20 protein-coding genes are annotated in these 23,084 nt (G+C 45.9%); 3 read left to right on the top strand and 17 right to left on the bottom strand.

The features are described from left to right. Positions 1-7: 7 nt before the first annotated feature. The 5 genes from H509_RS0122265 to H509_RS0122245 form a co-directional block, all read right to left on the bottom strand. Positions 8-643: a hypothetical protein gene (locus tag H509_RS0122265; protein ID WP_028547017.1), complete on the bottom strand. Its 636-nt coding sequence runs from the start codon at positions 641-643 to the stop codon at positions 8-10. A 33-nt stretch (positions 644-676) separates the two neighbouring features. Beyond that, positions 677-1,957: a vWA domain-containing protein gene (locus H509_RS0122260; RefSeq protein ID WP_028547016.1), complete on the bottom strand. Its 1,281-nt coding sequence runs from the start codon at positions 1,955-1,957 to the stop codon at positions 677-679. An 81-nt stretch (positions 1,958-2,038) separates the two neighbouring features. Then, positions 2,039-4,507 (bottom strand): FtsZ/tubulin family protein, encoded by a 2,469-nt coding sequence (locus tag H509_RS0122255; protein ID WP_157277909.1) that lies wholly within the window; start codon positions 4,505-4,507, stop codon positions 2,039-2,041. A 4-nt stretch (positions 4,508-4,511) separates the two neighbouring features. Beyond that, positions 4,512-7,901: a tubulin-like doman-containing protein gene (locus H509_RS0122250; RefSeq protein WP_028547014.1), complete on the bottom strand. Its 3,390-nt coding sequence runs from the start codon at positions 7,899-7,901 to the stop codon at positions 4,512-4,514. Positions 7,902-7,912: 11 nt separating this feature from the next. After that, positions 7,913-9,685 carry a vWA domain-containing protein gene (locus tag H509_RS0122245; RefSeq protein ID WP_028547013.1) on the bottom strand — a complete coding sequence of 591 codons (1,773 nt, stop codon included), beginning with the start codon at positions 9,683-9,685 and terminating at the stop codon, positions 7,913-7,915. Positions 9,686-10,106: 421 nt separating this feature from the next. On the opposite strand from H509_RS0122245, the gene H509_RS28080 reads away from it, so the two are divergent. The 3 genes from H509_RS28080 (at position 10,107) to H509_RS0122235 (ending at position 12,954) form a co-directional block, all read left to right on the top strand. Further along, the gene (locus H509_RS28080; protein WP_169450988.1) at positions 10,107-10,253 is read left to right on the top strand and encodes a hypothetical protein; all 147 of its coding nucleotides are present in this window, start codon (positions 10,107-10,109) and stop codon (positions 10,251-10,253) included. Positions 10,254-10,294: 41 nt separating this feature from the next. Beyond that, positions 10,295-11,206, top strand: a complete 912-nt coding sequence (locus tag H509_RS26345) for a hypothetical protein (RefSeq protein ID WP_245596231.1) — start codon at positions 10,295-10,297, stop codon at positions 11,204-11,206. A 62-nt stretch (positions 11,207-11,268) separates the two neighbouring features. Next, positions 11,269-12,954 carry a hypothetical protein gene (locus H509_RS0122235; RefSeq protein ID WP_211234374.1) on the top strand — a complete coding sequence of 562 codons (1,686 nt, stop codon included), beginning with the start codon at positions 11,269-11,271 and terminating at the stop codon, positions 12,952-12,954. A gap of 44 nt (positions 12,955-12,998) precedes the next feature. Here H509_RS0122235 and H509_RS28260 read toward each other — a convergent pair whose 3' ends face one another. The 12 genes from H509_RS28260 to H509_RS0122185 all read right to left on the bottom strand — a co-directional run bounded on the left by H509_RS28260 (position 12,999) and on the right by H509_RS0122185 (position 23,084). Then, a complete protein-coding gene (locus tag H509_RS28260) occupies positions 12,999-13,262 on the bottom strand; it encodes a hypothetical protein (protein ID WP_211234373.1) in 264 nt (87 codons plus the stop codon). 219 nt (positions 13,263-13,481) lie between these two features. Then, positions 13,482-13,787 carry a hypothetical protein gene (locus H509_RS27860; RefSeq protein WP_157277891.1) on the bottom strand — a complete coding sequence of 102 codons (306 nt, stop codon included), beginning with the start codon at positions 13,785-13,787 and terminating at the stop codon, positions 13,482-13,484. A gap of 219 nt (positions 13,788-14,006) precedes the next feature. Further along, positions 14,007-14,204, bottom strand: coding sequence for a hypothetical protein (locus H509_RS28255; RefSeq protein WP_157277889.1), 198 nt, complete (start codon positions 14,202-14,204; stop codon positions 14,007-14,009). A gap of 1 nt (position 14,205) precedes the next feature. After that, positions 14,206-14,925 (bottom strand): glycosyltransferase family 2 protein, encoded by a 720-nt coding sequence (locus H509_RS0122225; RefSeq protein WP_028547009.1) that lies wholly within the window; start codon positions 14,923-14,925, stop codon positions 14,206-14,208. Between the two features lie 4 nt (positions 14,926-14,929). After that, positions 14,930-15,895 carry an NAD-dependent epimerase/dehydratase family protein gene (locus H509_RS0122220; protein ID WP_028547008.1) on the bottom strand — a complete coding sequence of 322 codons (966 nt, stop codon included), beginning with the start codon at positions 15,893-15,895 and terminating at the stop codon, positions 14,930-14,932. After that, entirely contained in the window at positions 15,877-16,707 is an 831-nt protein-coding gene (locus H509_RS0122215) for an SDR family oxidoreductase (RefSeq protein ID WP_028547007.1), read from the bottom strand. Before H509_RS0122215 ends, H509_RS0122220 begins: the two co-directional genes overlap by 19 nt. After that, positions 16,707-17,690, bottom strand: a complete 984-nt coding sequence (locus H509_RS0122210) for a polysaccharide biosynthesis protein (protein ID WP_028547006.1) — start codon at positions 17,688-17,690, stop codon at positions 16,707-16,709. The genes H509_RS0122215 and H509_RS0122210 overlap by 1 nt, the downstream gene beginning before the upstream one ends. After that, positions 17,683-18,774 (bottom strand): non-hydrolyzing UDP-N-acetylglucosamine 2-epimerase, encoded by a 1,092-nt coding sequence (gene wecB / locus H509_RS0122205; RefSeq protein WP_028547005.1) that lies wholly within the window; start codon positions 18,772-18,774, stop codon positions 17,683-17,685. Before wecB ends, H509_RS0122210 begins: the two co-directional genes overlap by 8 nt. Positions 18,775-18,811: 37 nt before the next feature. Then, on the bottom strand, positions 18,812-20,368 hold the full coding sequence (locus H509_RS26340; protein WP_051287522.1) for a glycosyltransferase family 4 protein: 1,557 nt from the start codon (positions 20,366-20,368) through the stop codon (positions 18,812-18,814). A gap of 126 nt (positions 20,369-20,494) precedes the next feature. Beyond that, positions 20,495-21,616 (bottom strand): GerAB/ArcD/ProY family transporter, encoded by a 1,122-nt coding sequence (locus H509_RS0122195; protein WP_028547004.1) that lies wholly within the window; start codon positions 21,614-21,616, stop codon positions 20,495-20,497. Beyond that, complete coding sequence (locus H509_RS0122190) at positions 21,613-21,855, bottom strand: hypothetical protein (RefSeq protein WP_028547003.1); 243 nt, start codon at positions 21,853-21,855, stop codon at positions 21,613-21,615. Before H509_RS0122190 ends, H509_RS0122195 begins: the two co-directional genes overlap by 4 nt. Beyond that, positions 21,852-23,084 carry a Ger(x)C family spore germination protein gene (locus H509_RS0122185; RefSeq protein ID WP_051287521.1) on the bottom strand — a complete coding sequence of 411 codons (1,233 nt, stop codon included), beginning with the start codon at positions 23,082-23,084 and terminating at the stop codon, positions 21,852-21,854. The genes H509_RS0122190 and H509_RS0122185 overlap by 4 nt, the downstream gene beginning before the upstream one ends.

Raw genomic sequence — 23,084 nt, 5'->3', positions numbered from 1 at the left:
ACCCTCCTTATTCCGGTATCAATTCGTACAATTGCCCGTATAAGCGTCCATCCGTAAAAAATAATCGAATATAGTCATCCTTGCCAATCTCGATAATCGGCAGCACGTTTTTGCCTGAGGCAAACGGCGCCACAAATGGATACATCGTACCGTCTTCCTTATTCGCCGGGTAAGCGCCCTGCTTCTTTACATAACACAAAACTTCCTTTGCAACAGGAACTTCCGTCGTTACCTGAATGTGAACCGATTTGAGCTTTTTGAACAACGTGCTTTTTTGACGAATGGAGAAATAAATTTTAGCTTTACCTGTGCTCATAACGACACGATTAGAACCATCGGGCTGAAAAATGAGCTGTGCTGTACCAGCTGTCATCACACAGGCAAATACCGTATATACGATTCGGCCAAAGCCTTCTATTCGGTCAAAATAGCCATTGTTCGCTTTATATTCATCCTTCGTGTACAACTTCAGGCTGTCGGGGTCAGGCTGCAATTGCAGCTGCTCATCTGCGTTAGCTTTCTGAATGTATACGGCCGCTACACCTTCGGGCCATAACCAGCGTATCGTGCTGTAGTCGTCATTAACACTATGAGTGATCCCCTTAATGACTGGGGTTGTCGTATCTGCTTCGATATACTGCATCACTTCTTGCCTCCTCCGCACTTGGCTCTCACGTTAGAACCCTTTATTGCGGCTTTCCTGCTGACGAGCGGCAAAGCTGCCGCCAGAACGACCTGTTGATCCTGGACGTTGACGGCCTTCACGCAGTCGCAAGTTCTCCTGTACCGGTACGACGAGCGTAAATAACGTGATGACACATGCCAATATGAGATCGGCTAACAGTCTAATTACGGCATCGTTAAACGGTTGTCCCGTCAAGCCTGCCTCCAGCAATATACCTGACATCAGCCCTGCAACTGCGCCTCCGATAGCAAAGCTTCTCGCTAAGTGCCGGTTGTCAAACACAAGACCAAGCGCAAGACCAAGCGCTGCACCTATTAATACCAACGCTGCAACTCGAAGTGCTGTATAGTACCCGCTATCTTTTAGCGGTCCAGTGCGCTCCGTAATTAAGGTACGCTCGCCAATCTTGTTATAAATTTGCTCAAATACAAAGGACAACTCATCAGCCTTTGTCACATCATAGTATTGGCCGCCTGACTGATTGGCAATATCTTGCAGCAAACCGGCACCTTTTGCATCCACCAAGCTCAGACCAATCGTATGAACAGCGATCCCTTGCCGTTGATATTCGGCCAGCGCCTCACCCGTGTTCATCTCGCTGAAACCGTCTGACAACAGCACAACCATAGTGCCGCGCCCTGCCGTATCGTTATCTTTAATATGCTTCATCGCTTCAGACAACGACAAGCCAATATCCGTACCGCCTTCTGTAGGCTTTAACGCATCAATCTTATTGTATATACTTTCTTTAGCCGCTTGATCTTTCACTTGAATGTAAGGTTGAAGCAGATCCGCTTTATCATTAAATACGATAACCGCTACCTTTTTCTCGCTATCCATTTCCCCAATCATCTGCTTGGCTGCCTTGTATCGATCATTAGCAGGGTCCGTATCCCGCATGCTGCCGGAATTGTCGATTACAAGTGTAATATCCTTAACAGGCCTTGATCCTCCTAAGTCCAGCTGATGGACAAACTCTAACGTAAGTCCCGCGATAAAAAGCATAATTAGGGTAGCGGGCACAAGAAATTTCCACGAATGACCCACATACCGTTGCCGCCAGGACGCACCACTCAATCGTGGCGAAATCATTTCCGCGATCAGGCAGAACAAGCCAATAAAGAAAGCGACTATCCCAAAATAAAGTCCCACCACAACCACTCGCGGCCATTGTCCAAGCAAACTGTGCAACAGCCATTCGCCGACCATAAACCCGATCAGACCTCCGATCAAGCTAAACAGCACCATCAGCATATTCACTTTACGCTGCATATTGATTGCATCCTCTCACATAAAATTGGAACATGACGCACCGTAGGCTTCGCATGATGCGAAGCCTACCAACAAACACAATCAGCGGATATCCGGCAGAAGGTCTGGTTGAATGCCGTGGAACTCGTATCCGTTCTCAGCATAACTGTCGTAGTACACTCTGCCATTACGGTAATACATCATATCCTCTACATGGAAACCGCCCATCAGGTTTAACTTCTCTACACCACTACTGCGTCTTTCATGCACACAACCCAGCTTGTATATGCGCGACGTTTCGTCTGTATGCAACGCATACCGAATAAATTCACTTGAGCGATCCCCAAAAAAGTATTTTTCTTCATAACGATGCTCATGTGTATAATCCAATAAACGAATATGAATAACTGCATGCTCTTCCAATGTTCGATACAGCTTTTTAAACAATTCATCCTTGGACAATACTTCGCGGTTGCTGTAATCAATCGTGACATTGGCACGTCGGAGCAGCTCTTCTTCGAACGTTTGATGAAACGGAGCCGCAGTTAAAATATGCTGCTTACACACCGCCATAAGCTTGTCCGTAAGCGCCTCCTCCCCTGCTTCTGCAAGCTGAGCGAGATTGCCTATAAGACGATCCTCAAAGAAGCTCCCCTCACCGCGTTTGGCTTCCATATCCTGCATCACCGCAGCTGTTACAACTTGATAATACTCCATAATGTTTTGACCAATGTAATCATCAGCCTCGTTGATCATGCTTATTGCTGCTTGATGCAGCTCATGCTCCACCTGCTTAAGCACTTGGACTTGACGGGCGCATGTCGCATGGAATTGTGCAAGTGCTGTTTCGTATTGACGGTACCATGCCAGTTCCATTTCTACTCGCAGCATCTCAAGCTTATGGCGATACACATTGTCAAAGAAACAACGAATAAAGCTGCGTACATTATGTTTGTCCATTAGCGGTAAGCGCTGGAAAGATTGCTCTTCGACGCGTTCCTGATACTTTTGTTCAAGCTCTCCCCGAACTGACTCCAGCACTTTGGTCTTGTCCCGAATTAGACCATGCAAGTCACGCCAAACGCTCTCGGCTTCATTTGCTTCATTAGTCCACTCATAAAGTTGAAACAAGCTAATATCCGGATGCTTGCTCAAGGTTTGCTGAACGTGCTGATGCAGTTGCTCTGCCGCACTGCGCTGGCTCATGCGTTGCTCTGCAACTTGTACAAAGTTGTTCCGAAAATAAGCCTCGCAGCCTTCACCAAATAAAGCCTGTTCGGCTTCGCGCAGCGTCATACGCTTTAGCTGCGAGTAGCTTAACTCATGCGTCATAATTCCGCTCATGTCCTGAATCGCATGGTCATCCGGCACAATTCCTGCCATTACAATTGCCACATCTGACGATGTTAAGCCAAGCACGTCCAGTTTCTCCGTGCTGTTTGGCATCGGCCTCTCCTTCATCCTTACTAGAAGTTCCCGATATAACTGATACATAACAGTAAGCGCAATCGACTCGTTCGGACGTTTCACTTTAGAGAACCCTGCGGACACATAGCCTTGTCTACCGTCTTCTGTCATGATGTTGTTTTTAAAAGACGTATTGTTATAACGCTCGCCTTGCTGCTCGTGTGGGATGTCCGACAGCTTTCGGTTTTTTAGCAGACTCATATAGCAAATAATTTCACAATTATCCTCCAGATCATGAGCAGACGAAATACCGCGTTCATTTTTGTCCGAGAGCAGGTAAGCTAGGTCAAACAACGGTGCAGCAGTATGCACGACTGGTATCGAAATACCGTCCTCTGTCACCTGCAAAGGCGCATGAAATGAATATCGTGCGCTCTGCATATAATCCAATTCTCGTAGAAACGCCACACCAAGCGAACTATCATAACCAAATGATTCCATCTGTTCCTTTTCGCTTATTAAGGCGTACAGATCCATCTGTACCGACTTAAACGATTGGCTGAAAATAGCTTTGGCGAGCAAAGATATTTCAGGCACAAATACGTTCAGCGGGTCATCCACCCGGGTAATAACTGCTACATGAATACGATCAAAAGAAGCATACAACCGACCATATTGTGCTATGCTGTAGCTGATTTGGCGCAGCATTCGGTTTAATTCCAGCAGATGACCTTCATTCTGATGGAATTGAGTGTACACATCCTTGCGCTGTGATCTGCTTTTCCCCATCGTATGGACAGGCAGTTCCAGACGTGTTACACGCGTCTGCATGCTATTTTGCTTGCTACCCTCAGCATGATCAATATCGTCATCTAAGGGAGAAGCGACAGAACTTCCGGAGTAAACGCCGGAAGTTCTTTGTGTATGATCCGCAGAAGCGGCTGTCCAATCACGAGATACTACATGGGCGTACATGACACCAGCATTGTTATCCCATTTACGTTCATTGATCCGAATGATCGGTGCAATCGCATCCGACACCTTCGCTCCAATAAACAAAAATACAGTTGGAAAATGGATGCTGCTTTGATCGTCACCCTGATCGACCTGACGTTCTTCTGCGCTCGCATAATCGGCTGCAAATCTTCTTAGGTTGTTGTGTATCATCTTATTTCAACTTTCTAATCATGGCATGTAGTTTCGTAGTTAACTGCTTGTAGAACTGATAAGCTTCTTCCCCGTTAGCCAATTCGATCTTCTCATGCTCCAGACGATCACGCGCATCCTTGAATGTATCATACATCTCTTCTAGCTTGCTGAGCAGCGGAGACACATCCTCAGAAGAGGTTAGCTCTGCGTCACGACGTGATGCCTTGCGCAGCAAGGTGCCCCGACTCTTGTCGTCAAGCTTGCGGAACTGACTATATACTTCAAACTCCGCATAATCGCGAATACGCATCAAGTTCGCTAACGGCTCCCATGCCTCTTCCTCTTCATCACGATCATAAACAAACAGGGCGCCTTTCTTCACGATAGTTCCCGTATACAACGCTTCAATGAAATGATCCTGCCACTTCTCTTCATCCTGATATTGATCTAGCAGCTGCTCAAGTTCCGCCACTTTAGCGGCAATTGTCGCGTATTTGGCCAGTTCCTCCCGCATCCGCTTAATTAGTTCCGGCGAACGGATGAGATTCTCCTTTGCTAGTTCTTCATTAATGCTTCCGAAAATGTCTTTGGCTGCTTCTTGCTCCAGACCTTCGGTCAACAAACGCTTTAATTCCACATAGGCACGTTTCACTTCACCCAAATTAGGCTTGGCCGCAGTTAGCTGAAGGTCATATCCTTGCAGCATTTGCGTCAAGTCAAACGGCTTCGTAAAAATGACTGCATAACGATTGCTCGTATTTTGATCGATCCCCTTCTCCACGATAACCTTGTGAGTCTTAGCTTGATCAAATTCATTCCGAACTCGTGCATTGTACTTCTGCACTCGTGAGTTCATATACGTGTCTCCCCAAGATTGCTCCGGAATCGGCGACGGCAGGTAAGTCCAGTTCATCTTATCGGTTTGCACCAAATGGCGGCCAATACCTTCCTTGTCGAGAATCGTACGTTCATAGCTCTCCTCATATACCTTCAACGGCGTATATACAAAGAGTGGAACACCGTTTCTTGTGTTTAGCCAGAAGATGCGGTTTTTCACTTCGCTCTCTTTGACGGTAAAGTGAGACTTGCCAACTGCATTGTTCTGATAATTACGAATCCCTTTCAAAATGCTTGGCGCCTTCACAGGCACCGAAACAAATCCCCAGGACGGAAAGTACAGATTACCCGAACTGTTGCTCAAATGGAACACAGGCACAGCTTCCTCATCTAACTTGCTTGCGATGTTTCGTTCCACAAACTTGTCGATCGATTCTTCATGGCCAAACTTCATAATTAGAAATTCTTCCATTGATTGTGTGATCAAATCACCAAACTTCTCTGACAAAAAGTCCGAGATGGAGCTCACGATATCCAGCTCCTGCTCCTTGATCCACTGGTTGGAATGGTTCAACAGCTCCAAAGAAAAGTCGCGGATCAAGTCATCCACTTCCTTTTGCTCCATAATGCTGCTAATCACTTTGGAAATGTCAGGCACACTAACTAAATTCCAATAATAGGTATGATTTCCCTTGTGGTCGGTCTGCTCGTCACCGTTAATTAAAATGTCGCCATTTTTCTCAAAAATGCCGTTCAGCGCATTCAAAATTTCTGTAAATACGTTATATATGCGGTTGTTTTCACCGTTCAACAGCTCATACAAATCTTCATAGAACTCGATCATTTGCTCTGTGCGTTCAATATCGGCATGCAGCCAATACTCGTTGATCTTGGCTTCAACATACATGTTTTTCTTTTTGTCCTTCGAAATAAACGCACTTTTAGCGTCACCCAACCGTTCATTTGCCTGATCCTGCGCCGCTTCAATTTCACGCGGAATTCGATGCAAATTCTCACGTAAGGTTTCAATGTAAGACAACAACATTTTGAGCAAACAGAAACCCTTCTCCGTATAAATAAGACGTGACACATAAAATGGCCCTTGCTCCGGATGCAGAAACATTCTGCGCAATTGATCAGTGAATTGGCCGACAATCTCCCCAGGCAGCTGCTTCTTTGCTTTAATGTATTCTTCGCGTGCTCTGGCTAAGAAGCTTTGCTCCAGCTCTGTATCCAGATTGACGACCTGCATTTTAACGACATTGTTATAACTGAGACGCTCACTATTTTCATACCCTGGAAGTGGTTCTGGAACACGGGATTCAAAAGTCTTTACCATCGAGTCGAGATCCACTCCAAGCTTGCGGGCAAACTTCTCTACTTCCTCTTGGCTTGGTGCTTTTTCGAACATTTTCTCCATTTTGTTAAATAAACGATAACCGAGATAAGTGGTCATCTCTTCGATCGGCAATACGGCAGAAGAAGCTCCGATAATGTTATATTCATAATTAGCCGGATACGCCTTGTTCATCTGTGCGATGTTTGTACGAATGTTGCTAATATAATCATGAATGGCGAATTCCTCGCCAGATTGCTTCTCCTCACTTGCCATAAAGTTCGTAATGTTCTCCGCCGTGACGTTCATCGTATAATCGTATGCACTTTCCAACAGCTTGCCTTCCGTGTTGGTCGCGGAGATGAGATGGCACAGGTTAAATGGCGGCAGCGGTGAATTCACCGTCAAAATGTTGCCGTATTTTTGCTGGAATCTTTCCCCACGACTGTCCACGTTCATCCAGTAATCCAACTCTTTTAGTGCTGCGTATCCGTTTTTCTTAATATATTCTCTTGTATGCTCGCTCAAGCTTTTGTTGGACAGGTTTACGTCAGGCGTAAACAAATAACCAAGCGTATTGACGCGGTCAATGCCCGCAGAACCATGATCACGTTCGATAATACCGCGAACAATGTAGGAAATGTCCAAGAAGCAGCCGCTTCCCGTACCGCCAGACAAACCTGACAGCAGAAACACCATCAGCTTTTTGTTGGTACCGACAGACAATGTTTTAATCTTCTTGTCAATTGCCTGCACCACCTGATTAATTTTCGTGAACAGCAGCAGACGACCTGCCTGACGCACCCCTGCCGCGCCGTTCATTCCGTCCGTAATGCTAAGCTCTGGTGACAGCCATTCCGTAATGTACGGCTCCAAAATGCTTCGATTTTGCAGCAAGCCCCCAATCTCGGCATTGGACAGCAGCACAAATTCATTTAACGGGTCTAAACCGATCCCTTTATACTTTTTACTGCGGTCCTGTTCATTTGTCTCAAACGCGAGAAATTCAACGTTGTCCGGCTTTTCGCGTTTCTTCTTGGACAACGGATCTTCCGGCAGCTTAAATCTGCGGTTAATTTGATATTTCAAACGAAGCAGCGCATCAATGCCCGTACCGCCTAGTCCAATAATCAGAATCGGATTATCTATCGTTTCGACTCGAATCTTATCACTGACGATTCCCCCGCCAAGTGATACATCAAGCTGCTGAATATGTTCTCTAACTACCGGTTTCATGTAATTGCCCCCTATACGAGATATTCAATCAAAATCGTCTTATCTACACTTTGCAGCGGCACCGTAATACGATCACCGTTCTTTAACTCTATTCCGCCGCTAGCATTCACTGCGCGGCCGGATTTCTCAATTGTGCCATCAGATCCATTTTTAACTAAAATACGGTCGTTACGTGCTGGCACAAATACAAGCTTTTCTGTCTCCTTCAGCTCAGGCGCCAATTGAAGCACTTGGTGCAGCGTGAACTTGCCTTTAAAAGCAGCAAGCTTCTTGTATTGCGGATAGGACTTCTCGCCTGTATTGTCGTCGCGAATTTCGATGACCAACTGCCCAACGAACCCCTTGTTAGCCTTTTTCACCGCTGCCACCACAAAATAAGCGCCAGCCGCTGCTCCAAGCAAGGCAGCAACGCCAAGAACAATCCACCAAATGGACATAGGCTTCTTTTCATCCGCGTCCGGTTTGTTTCCCGACAAACCGTTTGATTTCGCATCAACGGTAACAGGCTTAGTCTCACGGAAGAAGCTTTTCTCCTCTGCTTTGACCTTCAGTTCATAAATATGCTTGTCCTCTATCTTGTAACTGCCTTCAAATCGGTCCCCCTTATTCAACAGCGGGATTTCTTTCACATTCCCTGTATCCTGATCGGCGATGGAAAGCACGGCTTTCATATTTTTGTATAAGGCGTTATTTTGCAGCTTCTGGCCGTTGCTGACCAGATAAGCATTAATATCTACGGTGTCACCCTTTTCGTACTTTTTTGATGCGATAGGATCCAGTGCAAGCTCCAAGTCATAGTTAAAAACTAAATTAATATCGATCTTATCTTTGGCGACTCCCTTAACCTGTAGTTTCCAATCACCTTCGGCTGGTTGAAGCAGCTTCATTAACGAATAACTCTTTGATCGGGATAGTTGGACATCACCAGATGGAATCGCTACTTGGTTGCCAGATGGATCGATCAGCTTCACATCAACCGGCTTGGCTGACATGATGGAGATGTTTGCCTCCATGACGTTGGCATTGGGCACATTCACGGTTACATCTTGATAACTCCCATTCGCGGTAATGGACTGAATCGGCACAATTTTCAGCTTCAGGTGGCTAGCAAAGATTTCACTTAATATTTGGGGCAGATCATCTGCTGTTGATGTGACAAATGACTTGCCTCCCGTCTGCTTGGACAAATCGGCGAGCGCTTCCTTGTTCAACTTGCCGTCTGCATTTAAGCCGATCGTATATATGGGAATCCCTTTCTTTGTTGCTTCCGCGACGGCTTCACTCAACTCCTTGTCGGACTGAGCCTGCGTACGACTTCCTTTTGCATTTAAATAATTGTTGCCATCAGCCAGCAAGACAATCATCGGCTCATGCCCAGGGTCCGCACCATGCTGCAACACTTTTACCGCTTCTTTAACACCCACGGCAATATCCGTGTAGGCACCTCTATTTAACTGATCGATAAATTGCTTCAAATCTTGTTTATCCGCATCGGACTGGATTTCAAGCAGCGCCTTCTCACGCTCAATCTTATCGGTATAGGCGATGATACCGACTTTATCTCCCGCAGTAGACAACATATCAATAAATAGCTTCATCGCCTCATTGCCCACTTTATTTGTATCGCTTGTACTCATCGAATTACTTACGTCCACAACCAAAACAGCGTCAAGCTTTGAGGATTGCTGGGCAGCATTTGCCACAGGCAGATGGGCTGAAAAGGTCAGCAGCAGTAAAACTATCATGAGCCAGATTGTATAATTCCGAACGTTTCTACGAAGCATAGTTGTACTCCTTTAGGTTGAAATGTTAGTTTAATAGTAGCATGCATACGTTTGCTGATGGACATTTTAGCGACTGTGTACTATCGTTGTTGGCAATCTATAGTCTCTTAACAAGTCAATTGTCATTCGACGCATAGGCATAAAGTCACAAAAAGGATATGACTCTATAACGTTACCTCTTAATGATTAAGATTATATGAAAATTGTCTGAAAAAAAGTTGCCAATCGTCTCAATCCTGTAGGATATGACAATTTATTTACTAATTCTACCACGTATCATACATTATGATATAATCAGGGACTATAAAGTTCAACCATTCTCTCATTTGTATACTAGTGGTGGCATCTGATCGCTATTTGCCGCTGCGCTGCATCTTGTATCGCTGAGCTCTTTATTTAATCTAAAAGGAATGATAGCTATATGTTAGCATACGGTTGTTTAGGCATTTTGTTTCTATATGCAGCAGTACGGGCCGGCTTCTACTGGTTCCGCCGCAACTCGGCTCCCACACAGCAAGACATAGACAACAGTCTATTAACTATTTTAAATGGGGAAAGCGAACGATAACTATGAAAAAAATACCTGTACATTTTCGGCCACATCAACCTGTGAAATACAGTTATCAAAAGTTGACCATTTGCAAGTCATGCCAAACATTCACAGCTTTAGGGAATCAGCAGTGCCCTGCCTGCGGCAAATCATCTCTTGTTCCCGTGGAACAGCATGCTGCGTCAACAGCGAAGCGTTCCATGCATACGTCCCTGCTAATTGCGGTCTTTATCGGCTTAGTTGCCATATTTCTTAGCCATACGCTGCTGCAAATGGTGCTCTGTGGAGCAGCAGGCCTGTCGCTCGTCACGCTGCTCTGGTTCGTGCAGCGCCAAGTTATGGCACAGGAAACGAACCGTGCCTTGCTTGCTCTCCTCCAACAGGATCAGGAGCGTCTCGGACAAGATATGTACCGCGACTGGGAAACCGCCTTTTCCAATTGGGACAGCGACAAGCAGCTAACTTATGAGCTGCTGCGCGAGTTGAGTGCACTGCTTCGCAACGATACGATTCGTCTACAGCAGGTAGCGCTGCTACATTATTTCGTGCTTCGCAAAGATATGGACTTGGTGCTTGAGCCACTGCTCATCACCAACTATGATCCTTTGCTCGCTGACTATATCGGTGAGTTGACCAAGATTAAACGTGATTTGATCAAAGACAGTACGTTTCAATATGTGTTAAATTACGAACTTGAAATTCTTGGACTAGAGAACGGCCAAGACATTCTCGCAGGTGTCGCAGGTGCTGCTGTTCGTATGAAACGATATGTGCTGTCTTACTCCGGTCTAGTGCGCCGTTATGCTCATAAGCTGCCAAAGGACAGATTTTTGCGTTTGTATCGGATCGTTCAACAAAATCCCCATGAAATGGGGGAAAGGCTAACGAGCGAAGTCCACCGCATTTATCAAGAAAAGTACCAATGGGACCCTGACTTTCAGGAGCCGTCCACTAGAGGTTCACTCATATGACGTGGCTGCGAATCGTAAACCCTCGAAATTTGATGATATTTCTGTGTGCAATCGCAGTGGTAATGATTGGATTAAAAGGGGTGTGGATTACTCAGAAAATTATGGCCTTTAATGAGGCAGAACGTTTATATGCGAGTAAGGACCTTGTTGCAGCGGAAGAATGGTATCAGAAAGCACGCGGGAATCATTCCATTCAATATAAGGAGTTGGAGCTTGCTGCACGTTTGCAGATGCTGGCGCCCATTACCGCGATTAAGCAATCTTTGACCGTTATTGCTGAGGAAGCAGACGATGCCTGGCAGGCACGGGATTTTGCCGTCTTGATGCAAGTATATGACAAGCTCCAGCAGATTCGTGGAACCTATATGGTGCCGAAAAGTCAATATGCGAGCTACTACCGACAAATCTCAGGGACGATGCAGCTGTCCGAACGCATCATTGAACATTTGCAGCAGTTCAAGCGGAGCTTTGATGAGCAAATGACGGACAACATAAAGAAGAGGCTCTTTGAGGAGGAAACGTTCCGAGCCAACCTGCTGCATATTCCGGCCTTTATATACGGCAGTAGTGCGAAGAAAGAACAACAGCTTCGTACAAAGTTTAAACTATATGATGAAGCTAAGCTTGCGCATCTGGCGAGTGGAGGCAATTTTCAAGGTATGCTGTCTGAGGCGGTTCGTCTAATAAATGTCTATGCAGAGCTTAATTTTACAAGTAGCTGGGTTTACCCTAAGACAGAGAAGCTTGCTGCAACAATGATGGAGAAGGATGTGGAGCAGGATCAGGTGTCCGCCTTCATCATTCATGCCAAAGCTTATACATCTTTTATGGACTCCACCCATAAAGATTCGGGTATGCAAACGTACTTACGCAATCAAATCCGAGCGTGGATGAGAAAGGCAGGAAAGCTCGTCTATAAAGGTAACTACCAGCAAGGCATTGATCTCTACAACATGCTAGCAGCGTACCAGGATACGAAAGCGGAGATCAAAGCGGCGGAGCTTGTTTGGGCTATTGCTGAGCCTGCACGTCTGCTTCCTGCTCTCGGCAGCAATCAAAGCTATTCACATGTGATTAACGGCCAGCATCAATTTGGTGCCAAGACGTACGTAATTGCCGTAGACCCGAGTAACCGTCTTACTTATGCGAGGTGGGATAACGCCGATCAAATCCAGTCGTGGAACATGGTTTTGCCGGAGGATATTTCATCCATACGTCGTTTAAGCATAGAGAAGCATCTAAGTACGAAGAGTCAGCCTGTGTTGCTGCTCGAAACCGCATCTGAAACTAGAAAAGCCAAGTATACGGCCTTCTTTGCAGGTGTAGATCCCCAAATTCCGTTGTTTCAATTTGAGGCGGACGGCTATGAAACAGCAGCTGATGGCTCACTTTTGGTCTCCAATCCGAACGTTGCAGATGCCGCAGGACGCAATGCCATTTATGAACGACACGGCAGCCGTTATCAACTGATGAGCTTCCAATCCGATTATACGATGATCGCGGCACAGGACTTGCTAAACTACTACAATGTGAAAGTGCAGTTCACCTGTAATATCGTTCTCCTTGAAGGTGGAGATGTATACGGCGAGACAGGATCAGGCTACGTGAAGTTAACAGGAAATTATCCTTTTCAGACAGGCCTGATCACGGTAACAGGTTCATTTCATGAATATGCCGAGCTTAACGTTAATCAAGAGTTGTATAAGATTCCTGTTTTTCAGGTGGAATTAGCAGAGCAGCCGAAGTGAATTAATCAGTTAGCAACTATGCAAGGTGATTCTGGGCAACCATCCTATATAAACGTGCTAGATCCGGAACAATAGAAATAAGGGGCTGTCCAATAAGTCTCTAAAATAAAAAGTTGGGCGGAGAAACGTAATGTTTTCCGTCCAACTTTTTTTGTGCTTTTGCTTCTGCTGGAAAATGGCGAACCGGATGCCCCTACCTTCAACTGGTTTACGGTCGCCATGTGCACATCGTAGCCCGGTTTCAATTGACCGTTTTTATGTGATCTTCCTTCATCCGTATAAACGTAGCGCTCCAAATCCACAATCATCTAAGCTTGTTTATTTTTATGGGGCTTAAAGGTAGGTGCGAGCAGGTGTTTGTTAACAGACTGTTGTTCCCTTACTCCTAAAATGCGCACATTAAAAGACCCCGTTACAACTTAGATGCAGAGCGCGCGGATCATCGGTATGATGGTGGAGCAGTGGCGCGGAATACGTGACCGGACAAGAGATCCGTTATGGAGTGGGTGTAAGGATTATTTGGTCGCTTAGCGGACAGGAGGTACGCTATTGGCATATTTCATCCCGATTTGGCGGTAGTTTGGAGGCAATAGCGGATATCCTGTCCGGTAACTACACAAAAGCGTGTTTTTACCGGACATAACGGATCGTCTGTCCACCAAAGCCAGCCTATTCAGCCAGATATCGTCGCTCGCTATGCTCTCCGCTATCGTTTTGTATTTCTTAAAGCGAACGTAGCGGCCGTTCCAACACGAACCGATCATCGTGCCCTTCCTACGTCCCGTTTGAGGCGTGCCGAATGTTCTTTTGCAACGACGTATAATCTCCTTCATATAGCTGCCGTAAGGCAGGAGCACATCCGCGGTTATTTGTCTTCCCTTATCGCATACAAATGAATTTCCTCCCTGCCATAGCCTGCGAGGCTAGCACCGTCTAAGGCAAGGGCAAAGAAGACGTAGTCAGGCGCTGCATATAGGGGATGAAGCGGCGCGTATTGGTAGGACGTTGTGCCAGCTGTATAACATACTGTTCCGTAGTCAAATCAGTTTAGACTAACTTTCGGGACAGGCCCTTTTCAGTTGTTTAAGATGAATAACCTTAAAGACAGGCAGCATGCCCTTATTTACTCCGATACATGTTAAAGTATCGAGGTTTTCATTTTGAGAAACGATAGTTGTTTTGACCATTATATTTTTGTATGAAATAATTGAATCTTTAAATCTGGCATAAGTTTTTTCTTCCACTCCCACCTCATCTAATATTCAACTGATTAATAAAAGCAGCCAGTCGACCGTGATAACGACCATTCGTCGACGCCACCTCGTGTATAATAGCGTCTCGATGTCGCATCGTCCCCATCGCATCATGCCAACGATATGCCGTTAACGACGTGTCTATATAATGGAACTCAAAACCCGCCAACATCGCTCGGTACCATAGGTCCAAGTCATGCGTAAATGGAAGCGACTCGTCGAAGCAACCAACCACATCCAACATTTTGCGGCTCATCATGACCGTACAGCCGTTAATGGGATTAATCCGAAAAAAACTTTCATAAAACTCGATCACGTTGTGGAACGTTGCGGCCGCGCGGTGCTTTGTCACGCTATTAAAAGCATCAATGTAATCAAAGTTTGTAAAGCTGATGTGTGCTCCCCGCTCCTCCATATATTGAACCTGATGCTTAATCTTATCAGGGTAAAACAAATCGTCAGAGCTGAGCCACGCAATATATTTGCCTGATGCATATTTAATACCATGATTCAAAGCGGTCGCGGTTCCCCCGTTAGCCTTACTTAAATAATAAATACGTGGTTGATAACGAGTTGCGCGCTCCGCATACTGCAAAGATCCGTCATCCACCACAATAATTTCAACTTGAGCATACGTCTGCAACAGAGCGCTGTTGATCGCTTGATCAACATATGGATCGTTATAAAACGGAATAACGACTGTAACTAATGGTTGCATGCCGTCACCTCTCTTGCTTTCTATAGTAATTTAAAATATCAGCAACAGTATGTTCAAATGGACGCTTTGGCCGCCAGCCCCACGCTGTGAGTGCTAGACTCCTCATCTCGTGATCGTCAGCAGTGTCCGCTGATCCATATTGACCAGCGCTAGCTAATGTACTGGAGAATGATGTCTCCTCTTCTCGCCAATGAAAAGGCAAATCGATTAGCGCTAAGTGGCGATATAACGCAGCTACTTCTTCTAGTGTCCGCTGTTGACCGCTCTCCACCCGATATGTTTTGCCTCGTTCTCCGTGGCAAAGGATGACTTCATAAGCAGCAACAGCGTCTCTTACATCCAGAAAGTCTCTCTTGTCATACTTTGAGCTTAAGCTAAATGCTGCATCAAGCTGCCCCCGTTCCCCATCCGCTGTGTATTTGCCAAGCAGCGAACAGATTCCAGTGGATGGACCTGGACCAATTAAATTCGAAGGTGCTGCAAGCATCACATCAAGACCGTACATGGCTGACCACGCCAAAGCGACAGATTGTTGCAGCGCCTTGCTGTACGAGTAGGGATGAGCGGGGGGAACGGTCGGATCGAGTGCGGCTTTGAGCCTGGAAGTCACGATGACACTTCTCGCATTGGGTACTTGCCGCAATGCATTTAGCAAATGTACCGTTCCCATCACATTAACGTGCAGCGCACGAGTCGGGTACTGCCACGACGTAGATACGGCGTTTATACCTGCTAAGTGCAGCACGTAATCCGGCTGGACTTTTTCTACGATGCGGCACACCTGTTCTTCATGCTCCAGATCACATAAGCATACATCTGCACCAACAGCTGTAAGCTCAGGAGCTGGTTTGCGAGTTACTGCTGCCACCCTGACGCCTGAATCCACTAAATGTTGACACGCGTGATAGCCAGTAAATCCGGATGCGCCCGTAAGCAGCAGCTTTTTGCCGATCATGGGGTGCGCATCCATGCTTCCAACTCCTTTAGCATGGCGGCATAATCAGGCATTTGATACAACGTATCTAATCTGCTGACGGCTAACGTCCGATCAATTACAGGGCTTGGGTTAGGCACTATCGTCACGTCCAGCTTGTTAAACGTATGCTGGAATAAAACGAGCAAATCGTGCTTGTTAATGGCAGTGGGATAAGCCAGATGAATAAGACCTGTACAACTGGTATTTAAATAATAATGGATTGCTTTGGCGAGCTCTAATGTCGTCACACCGTTCCACCAAACCCTTTTATAACCTGTAACTTCCCCCTTCTGTTGCATAAACCAAGATAGCAGACCGATCCCTTGCGGGCGAATTTCAGGACCAATGATCGAAGTGCGCAGCGTCATATGCGGGGGATAATGCCGTAATTCACCTAGCGCTTTGGACACGGCATACATCGAGACGCCGTCAGGTTCGTCCGATTCCACATAACTTCCCCGCGCTCCAGAAAAGACGCAGTCCGTGCTTATATGCACGACTCTGGCGCCGATCCGGTCTGCTCTTTGCCGCAGACGATGGGGTAAAAAGCTGTTCACTTGATAAGCTTTAATGGGATGACGTGCTGCGTCCTCATTTAAAAGGCCCACCGCATTAATAATAATATGAGGGCGCACCAACTCAACAGCACGGTCCACTTGCTCCGTGTCGGTCACGTCAAGCAATAGTGCGTGTTCGTCAGCTGGATCACGAGAGGTATAGAAGACATTATACGCCTCAAGCTGACGGAAATAGCGGACCAGCATATGCCCCGCCATTCCATTTCCGCCTACTATTAACAATTTCATTACAAAAATCCTCCCCGCTCCAGCATCTCCCGAATGGCAGCTTTCCCCATTACATTTCGTTCTGAGCTGAAACTAGAGAATTGTACTTTGTCATATGGAGCATATTTTTCGTGTAATCCCTTAATCTCAAGTGTAGGGAGGATGACAAAATACTGCTCATCATACACAACAGTCGTTAAACTTTCGTAGTCGCTCATCAAAATTTCATGTATTTTCTCACCCGGTCGAATTCCTTTTTCCACAATACGCACTTGTTTTTCACCCGAAGCTTCTATTAATACCTCAGCGAGATCAATAATCCGGCACGTTGGCATCGTCATGACATAGATCTCACCGCCATAACTGTTCTCCGTCGCTTTGAATAACAGCTTGATGGCATCCTGCAAAGTCAAGAAAAAGCGAGTCATATGTTTGTCGGTAATGCCAATCTCTCGCTTGGTCTTGATCTGCTCCTTAAACAAATGGACGACACTTCCGTTCGTACCAAGCACATTCCCTCCACGTACGCAAATAAACTGGGTAGAGGAATGTAGCAGATTGGCATATACGATCAGCTTCTCGCCGATTGCTTTTGTCATACCATAGAAATTAGAAGGATTGGCGGCTTTATCCGTTGAAATGTAAATAACTTTGGCTACGTTGTGTTCAACTGCCGCTTCTATGACATGCTGCGTACCGATCACATTCGTTTTCAGCGCTTCATATGGCTGCTCTTCACAAACAGGCACATGCTTTAGGGCAGCAAGATGAAATACATAGTCCACTCCCCGACAAGCTGCATTCAGCGCCTCCTTGTCCCGAATGTCACCTATACAGAAGCTGAGTCGTGTATTTTCAAATTCGCGGCTCATTGCGACCTGACTCGATTCATTGCGAGAGAAAACAATAATCTCCTGTGGTTGTTGCGGCAGCAACTGGCGGATTAATTCTTGCCCCCATGAACCGGTGCCCCCAGTCACGAGAATTCGTTTATGTTTAAACATCGATGTTCCCTCCAAGCAGAAATTTAACAACGGTTCGGGATACTTGGGGTGCTGTATATCCAACCGGACATTCCCAAGATGCAGGCATAGAAACCGTTATAGCGACAGCCTCCATAATACGATCGGCCACCACTCCCGCTACGATATTACTCCCGCAATCAACCGTTTCAGGTCGCTCCGTCGAATGACGGATCGTTACAGTTGGAACTTGAAATATGCAGCATTCCTCTTGTACAGTACCACTGTCCGTGATCGCACAACGTGTATGCTGTTCAAGGCGCACGAAGTCAAAGAAGCCAAACGGCTCGTAAAATTCCACCAAGGGATGCAAGGAGAAGTTGACCTGCCGATCAATTTTAGATCGGGTGCGTGGGTGAATGCTGCAAATCACTCGCTGTTGATAGGTATCCGCTATCCGATTTAAACTGGTCAAAATTTGGAGAAGCGATGCGGGGCAATCTACATTTTCAGCTCGATGCGCAGTTACTAGAAAATATTGCTGTGGCTGCAACGCAAGCCGTTCTAACACATCGCTTGCATCTATATGCGACTTATAATGAAGTAACACTTCATAGATCGGGTTACCGCTCAACACAATTCGCTCGCTAGGTATTCCTTCTCTGACTAGGTTTTTTTTGCTTTGCTCAGTGTAAGGCATATTAATAGAAGAGATCGTATCTATGATGCGCCGATTTTTCTCTTCCGGAACACGCAAATCAAAGCAGCGATTGCCTGCTTCCATATGCACAACCGGTATGCCAAGCCGCTCTACCACAATGGCGCTTAACGCACTATTCGTATCCCCTAACAGGAGTACCCGGTCAGGACGCTCAGCTAGGCATAAGCGCTCAACCTCACTAAATATCGTCGCCAATTGGCCGCCTATGGAGTGCTGCTGGTGGTGACACAAATAATCCGGCAGTCGCAGCTCCATTTCTTCAAAAAAAATATCATTTAATGTACGCGTAAAGTTTTGACCGGTATGGACAATTACATGCCGTTCCGCATATTCGTCTAGCCGCTTCATAATAAGGCTTAAACGAATAATTTCGGGCCGCGTACCTAAAATCGTCATTATACGCATTTGGACAAGTCACCACCCGTCATTGATATAGGCTGGCTTAACGGCGTACCCGAACCCGAAGCCGATGCCGCCTGCGACTTTGCTGAACACGCACGCTCTGCTTAAAGCCGCGTTTACGTTTTTTTACACGTATCGTAAGCTTTCGTGAAAACCGCCGTTTTTTGCGTAGCTTGCCTCGTAAATGCCGCTTTAATTTACGTCTCACTTTGCGCCGCCTCGGTAGCGGGTCACCTTGAGGAAGATCGTGAAACACCTCATCGGCCACTCGTCTGACTGCACGAACTCCTAGCGATCTTAGCTGACGTGGGCTGCTCACACGGCGATATACCGTGCCCTCGCGGATAAATACATCGTCTGTGCTCCCTTTGATTGCATAAAACAGACCTGGCTGAGCCATGACAAGTTGAACAAACAAGTGATGTAGGCGGGATCGGCATTGCTCGATGCCATATACTTGCTCTACGGTTCGTGCATTACTCTCGCCTACTCTCCTCATCTCTTCCGGCTGATGCAGGAGTCGGGTGACAATCTCCGTCATATGCGCTACGTTGCCTGGTTCAGCCGCAAACGCTGTGTTGCCTGTTGCCTCAGCAATTTCCGCCAATCCACCTGCGCGGTACACCACTACCGGCTTCCCAAAAATTAACCCTTCTAGTGCTGTCATCCCAAACCCTTCAGGTACTAAGCTTGGTATGACTACGATATCCATCGCAGGATATACACGCTGCACAGCAGACTCAAATCGAATATGATGAAACCGACCAGCATAGGGTGATTGATCAATCATATGCAAGCAATGCTCCATATAACTTGCGTCTACAGGATCACCTAGGATGACAAAGCGTACCCTTTCATCTATTGCGCACAGTTGCAGTGCCATCACAACAAAATGCTCCAACCCTTTGTTCCGATTAATGGACGAGGAGATGTAACCAATTAGAATCTCTCTATCCGAAAGGCCAAATGCAGTACGTTTCTCAAGTCGATGGTGCTGCCATGTCAAAGGTTCTAAGGCAGTCATATGCCAGGAAGGAGGGAGTACATAATGAGGTGGAAACGGACCTTGTGGAAGTGCTGCATGCGGCAATGGATATAAAGTCGTACGAGAAATGCCAATCACGATATCTGCAAACGAATGGACAATTGCAGCTGCTTTCGAGGTGAATGCATTGTCTGAAATAACTTCCGTTATTTGCCACAATATAGGAATATCTAACGATTTCGCCGCCAAGGCAGGAACAACGTGTACACTTGTATTTGTTAACACATAATCCGGTTTTATGTCCTGCAATAAACGAACAACCGCTCCATACTCCGCATGCTGGCGAAGTCCCTCCAGTTCAGTATCTAAGGACGGTGTGGGATGAACCATAGCGTATAATAAAGGACAAGGTTGAACGCGATAGGCAATGCCAGCTTCCCAGGCTTCACGTGCAAGTATACCTTCCTGTGGAACAACAAGCACGCAATTGTAACGAGGAGATAATTCACAAAGTAGAAACAAGAGCAGCTTCTCAGCTCCCGTAATATAAGAGGAGTTGCACAAGTGGGAGAAACAAACGATCGTTGGCTTCATTCGTAAGTGCCTATTCAACCGACAGACGGGGAACAGGAGCAAGTTCACCTCCTTCGCGAGAGTACTACATTATATTAGTCCTCCCCAACTGTCGGCACGACATATAGACCTCATACAAGCGTACATTTTATATACGCACCTATTCTAAGCTGCATTTGCAGAAGAATCTTTTACTTGTTTTGGCTTACGCATTTTTTCTAACGGAATCATCATAAGCGGGATCAACATAAATAATACTAAACTTACACTTGGCCAAATACGAGAATCCCACCATACTTGATAAGACGCACTGGGATACATAATAAACGACCACACCAAACATATGATCATCCAAGGGAGCGCATATACTTTCTCATCTTCTGCTTTCATAACGTGTTTAAACGCTTTGAGCCCAAAATAAAAGTAAATAAAGCATTTAAAATACAGCGTGGTCAGCCATAAAAAAGCCATTAACACTTCAATCCGCGTTATAAAGTTGCCAATATTAATACGCTGTACGAGCATATAGCTTGGAAAGCTCGAGCGTGCTGTATTTTCCCATCCCAACACAAAAATACACGCTAACGTAATAATCGTTAATAAACAACCGCTAATCACGGTCCCTGCAATTATTGCACGCCGCTTAGTCTTGTCATCACCTTGAATACGCGGATACAACGTCCAAAACGCAAAAAACGTAAATACCGTGTACGAAACGTAATGTAAGGCGGTCCTCATATATGCGGCTGCATTAGCCTCCAGTAAAGGCAGAAAATTGTCCACCTCACCGTTAGGAACGGCAAACATAATCATCGCCACGTACATCGTAAATACGATCACAAAGTATATTTCACCTGCTCTGCATACTGCGCGTAAACCTAGTCTTATTCCTAATACAATCGGGATAGCAAACATAATTTGCAAAACTTCTCTCGGCGTTTCAGGCATAATCTGGGCTACAAGAAAGGAACCTGAATAATAGAGAAGCGAAGCGGTCCCGCACAGAAAAGAAATGATTCCGTAAGCCATAACGAGCGTATTGCCCACATATTTGCCAAAAGCTTGCTCAAATCGCTCAAACACAGTCAAATGACTGCGGCTTCCAATCCATCTTACGTATAGCCACGCAGCAGCAACACTTATAACCACGCCCAGAATCGTTCCAATCCAGCCATCCTGCTCAGCATGATAAGCCGCAGAAGAAGGCACAAATAATACGGATGAGCCTACTGTAAACAAAACGACTAACCACACCATCTGCCTGACGCCAATCATATCCTTCTTCATTTTCGCTCCATCCTTTCAAGTGGATCAACAACCATTTGGCTGATCGGCTCAACTGCTTTAACAATCAAATCACTTGGGTTAATTAACGGAATATGCAAGGCATACAATGTCATGTACGCAAAACTACAGACGTACAGCAGCCAGAATACGACTTTCTCCTTAACAGGCTTAGGAGAAAGTCGCGGAATTTCTATCGCTATAAATAGTAAGGCAGCAGCCAACACCGCAATCACGTTCAAGGTCTCATCTCCCTGTGCTCGTAATTCTTGTACGTATTACTCTGTGTACCTGTCTGGTGGATCTGGATTTCTGTGGACAATTTAACAGGTACAGTAGGAAAAATGTCCAGCCATTGTGATTTAATCTTTTTCCAATACTTAGGGTTGCTATGATGAATGACTTCTCCAAAGCCAAATATATCCGCTTTGTATTGCTGTTGAGCATGAGCAACTGCTTCTTGCAGCATGACTAGCAAGCTTTGTGCCAACTTTTTTTCGAGTTCATTCATATAATCCACATCCGTAATGTCTCTATTACACGAAACATCTGAAATGTTGACGTCCAACTTCACTTGCCCGTAAATGACAGGTTGGTTATGTTCAAATTTCGCTTTAAGACGGCTGTTACTTTTCATAATCTCGATTCCGATATTGCCGTCCTTCGAACAAGGAATGACACCGATCGAGCTTTTTACGTTGCCTCTTATATAATTGTAGCCTTTGCTATCCGATTCATTAAGCCACCCAATCAGCTTATCGTTTCGAAATACGCCTAACGTGGTGTATGTATTCATCGTAAAATCAGAGGACTTGTTAATGTTTTCTACGCTGCTTTCTTTTGCATCTGGATGCGTAACCATTACCCCAGGGAGTACCGGATTAATGCCAGGCTTTAAAGTTTGCTGAATAAAATCATTCATCAGAACCCCCTTTGTAGGAGCCCAACTCACTTCCGATATTTCCAAAGAAGAGTACAAATTTTGTGCAGGCATCGTTTCCATCGGTGAAATAATTTCAAGCACATGCTTAGCCGTGGTGCCCTTCGCAATAATCAAGTAAAAATCGCCCCTCATCTCATGATCACGCGATATATCGAGTATGCGGCTTACACCTTGCCTTGCCACCGCCTCACTTATGACAAGCACCCGCATGTGAGATAAGTAAACTTTACGCGGCAGCTCAGTCGTCATTTTGCGTAACGCCTCTACAAGCGTGCGCCCCGTCTTCTGAATGACAATGACCGGCGCTGCTGTCCGATTGCCCCGCTTCGCTGCAATTGCACTTACATTAGCAATTTGAGCACTTACTTTGACCGTTCCTTCTGGTGAGCTGTCAATGCCAAGAGCAAGCGCAATGCCAAGCGTATTCAGCTCTCTTCGGTTCCAACAAGCTGTCAGCATCAAGATCAGTACAAGGAGAACAATAGCTACAGCCGTCGTTCGGCCTAGCGGAGTCACTTGCCGTAACAT

It is taken from the genome of Paenibacillus taiwanensis DSM 18679 (assembly GCF_000425125.1).
GTDB classification, from domain to species: Bacteria; Bacillota; Bacilli; order Paenibacillales; family Paenibacillaceae; genus Paenibacillus_B; species Paenibacillus_B taiwanensis.
The sequence above is the reverse complement of the archived record's forward strand: the minus strand, read 5'-3'. Positions and strand labels throughout refer to the sequence as shown.

Bases quoted from the DNA above. Each gene is read 5' to 3' on its own strand.
- H509_RS0122215 (WP_028547007.1), bottom strand. From the start codon at position 16,707: ATGAAATTGTTAATAGTAGGCGGAAATGGAATGGCGGGGCATATGCTG.
- H509_RS0122195 (WP_028547004.1), bottom strand. From the start codon at position 21,616: ATGAAGAAGGATATGATTGGCGTCAGGCAGATGGTGTGGTTAGTCGTT.
- H509_RS0122185 (WP_051287521.1), bottom strand. From the start codon at position 23,084: ATGTTACGGCAAGTGACTCCGCTAGGCCGAACGACGGCTGTAGCTATT.
- H509_RS0122260 (WP_028547016.1), bottom strand. From the start codon at position 1,957: ATGCAGCGTAAAGTGAATATGCTGATGGTGCTGTTTAGCTTGATCGGA.
- H509_RS0122220 (WP_028547008.1), bottom strand. From the start codon at position 15,895: ATGGATGCGCACCCCATGATCGGCAAAAAGCTGCTGCTTACGGGCGCA.
- H509_RS0122225 (WP_028547009.1), bottom strand. From the start codon at position 14,925: ATGCAACCATTAGTTACAGTCGTTATTCCGTTTTATAACGATCCATAT.
- wecB (WP_028547005.1), bottom strand. From the start codon at position 18,774: ATGCGTATAATGACGATTTTAGGTACGCGGCCCGAAATTATTCGTTTA.
- H509_RS0122265 (WP_028547017.1), bottom strand. From the start codon at position 643: ATGCAGTATATCGAAGCAGATACGACAACCCCAGTCATTAAGGGGATC.
- H509_RS0122210 (WP_028547006.1), bottom strand. From the start codon at position 17,690: ATGTTTAAACATAAACGAATTCTCGTGACTGGGGGCACCGGTTCATGG.
- H509_RS0122250 (WP_028547014.1), bottom strand. From the start codon at position 7,901: ATGAAACCGGTAGTTAGAGAACATATTCAGCAGCTTGATGTATCACTT.
- H509_RS0122235 (WP_211234374.1), top strand. From the start codon at position 11,269: ATGATTGGATTAAAAGGGGTGTGGATTACTCAGAAAATTATGGCCTTT.
- H509_RS0122245 (WP_028547013.1), bottom strand. From the start codon at position 9,685: ATGCTTCGTAGAAACGTTCGGAATTATACAATCTGGCTCATGATAGTT.
- H509_RS27860 (WP_157277891.1), bottom strand. From the start codon at position 13,787: ATGAAGGAGATTATACGTCGTTGCAAAAGAACATTCGGCACGCCTCAA.
- H509_RS28260 (WP_211234373.1), bottom strand. From the start codon at position 13,262: ATGATTGTGGATTTGGAGCGCTACGTTTATACGGATGAAGGAAGATCA.
- H509_RS28080 (WP_169450988.1), top strand. From the start codon at position 10,107: ATGTTAGCATACGGTTGTTTAGGCATTTTGTTTCTATATGCAGCAGTA.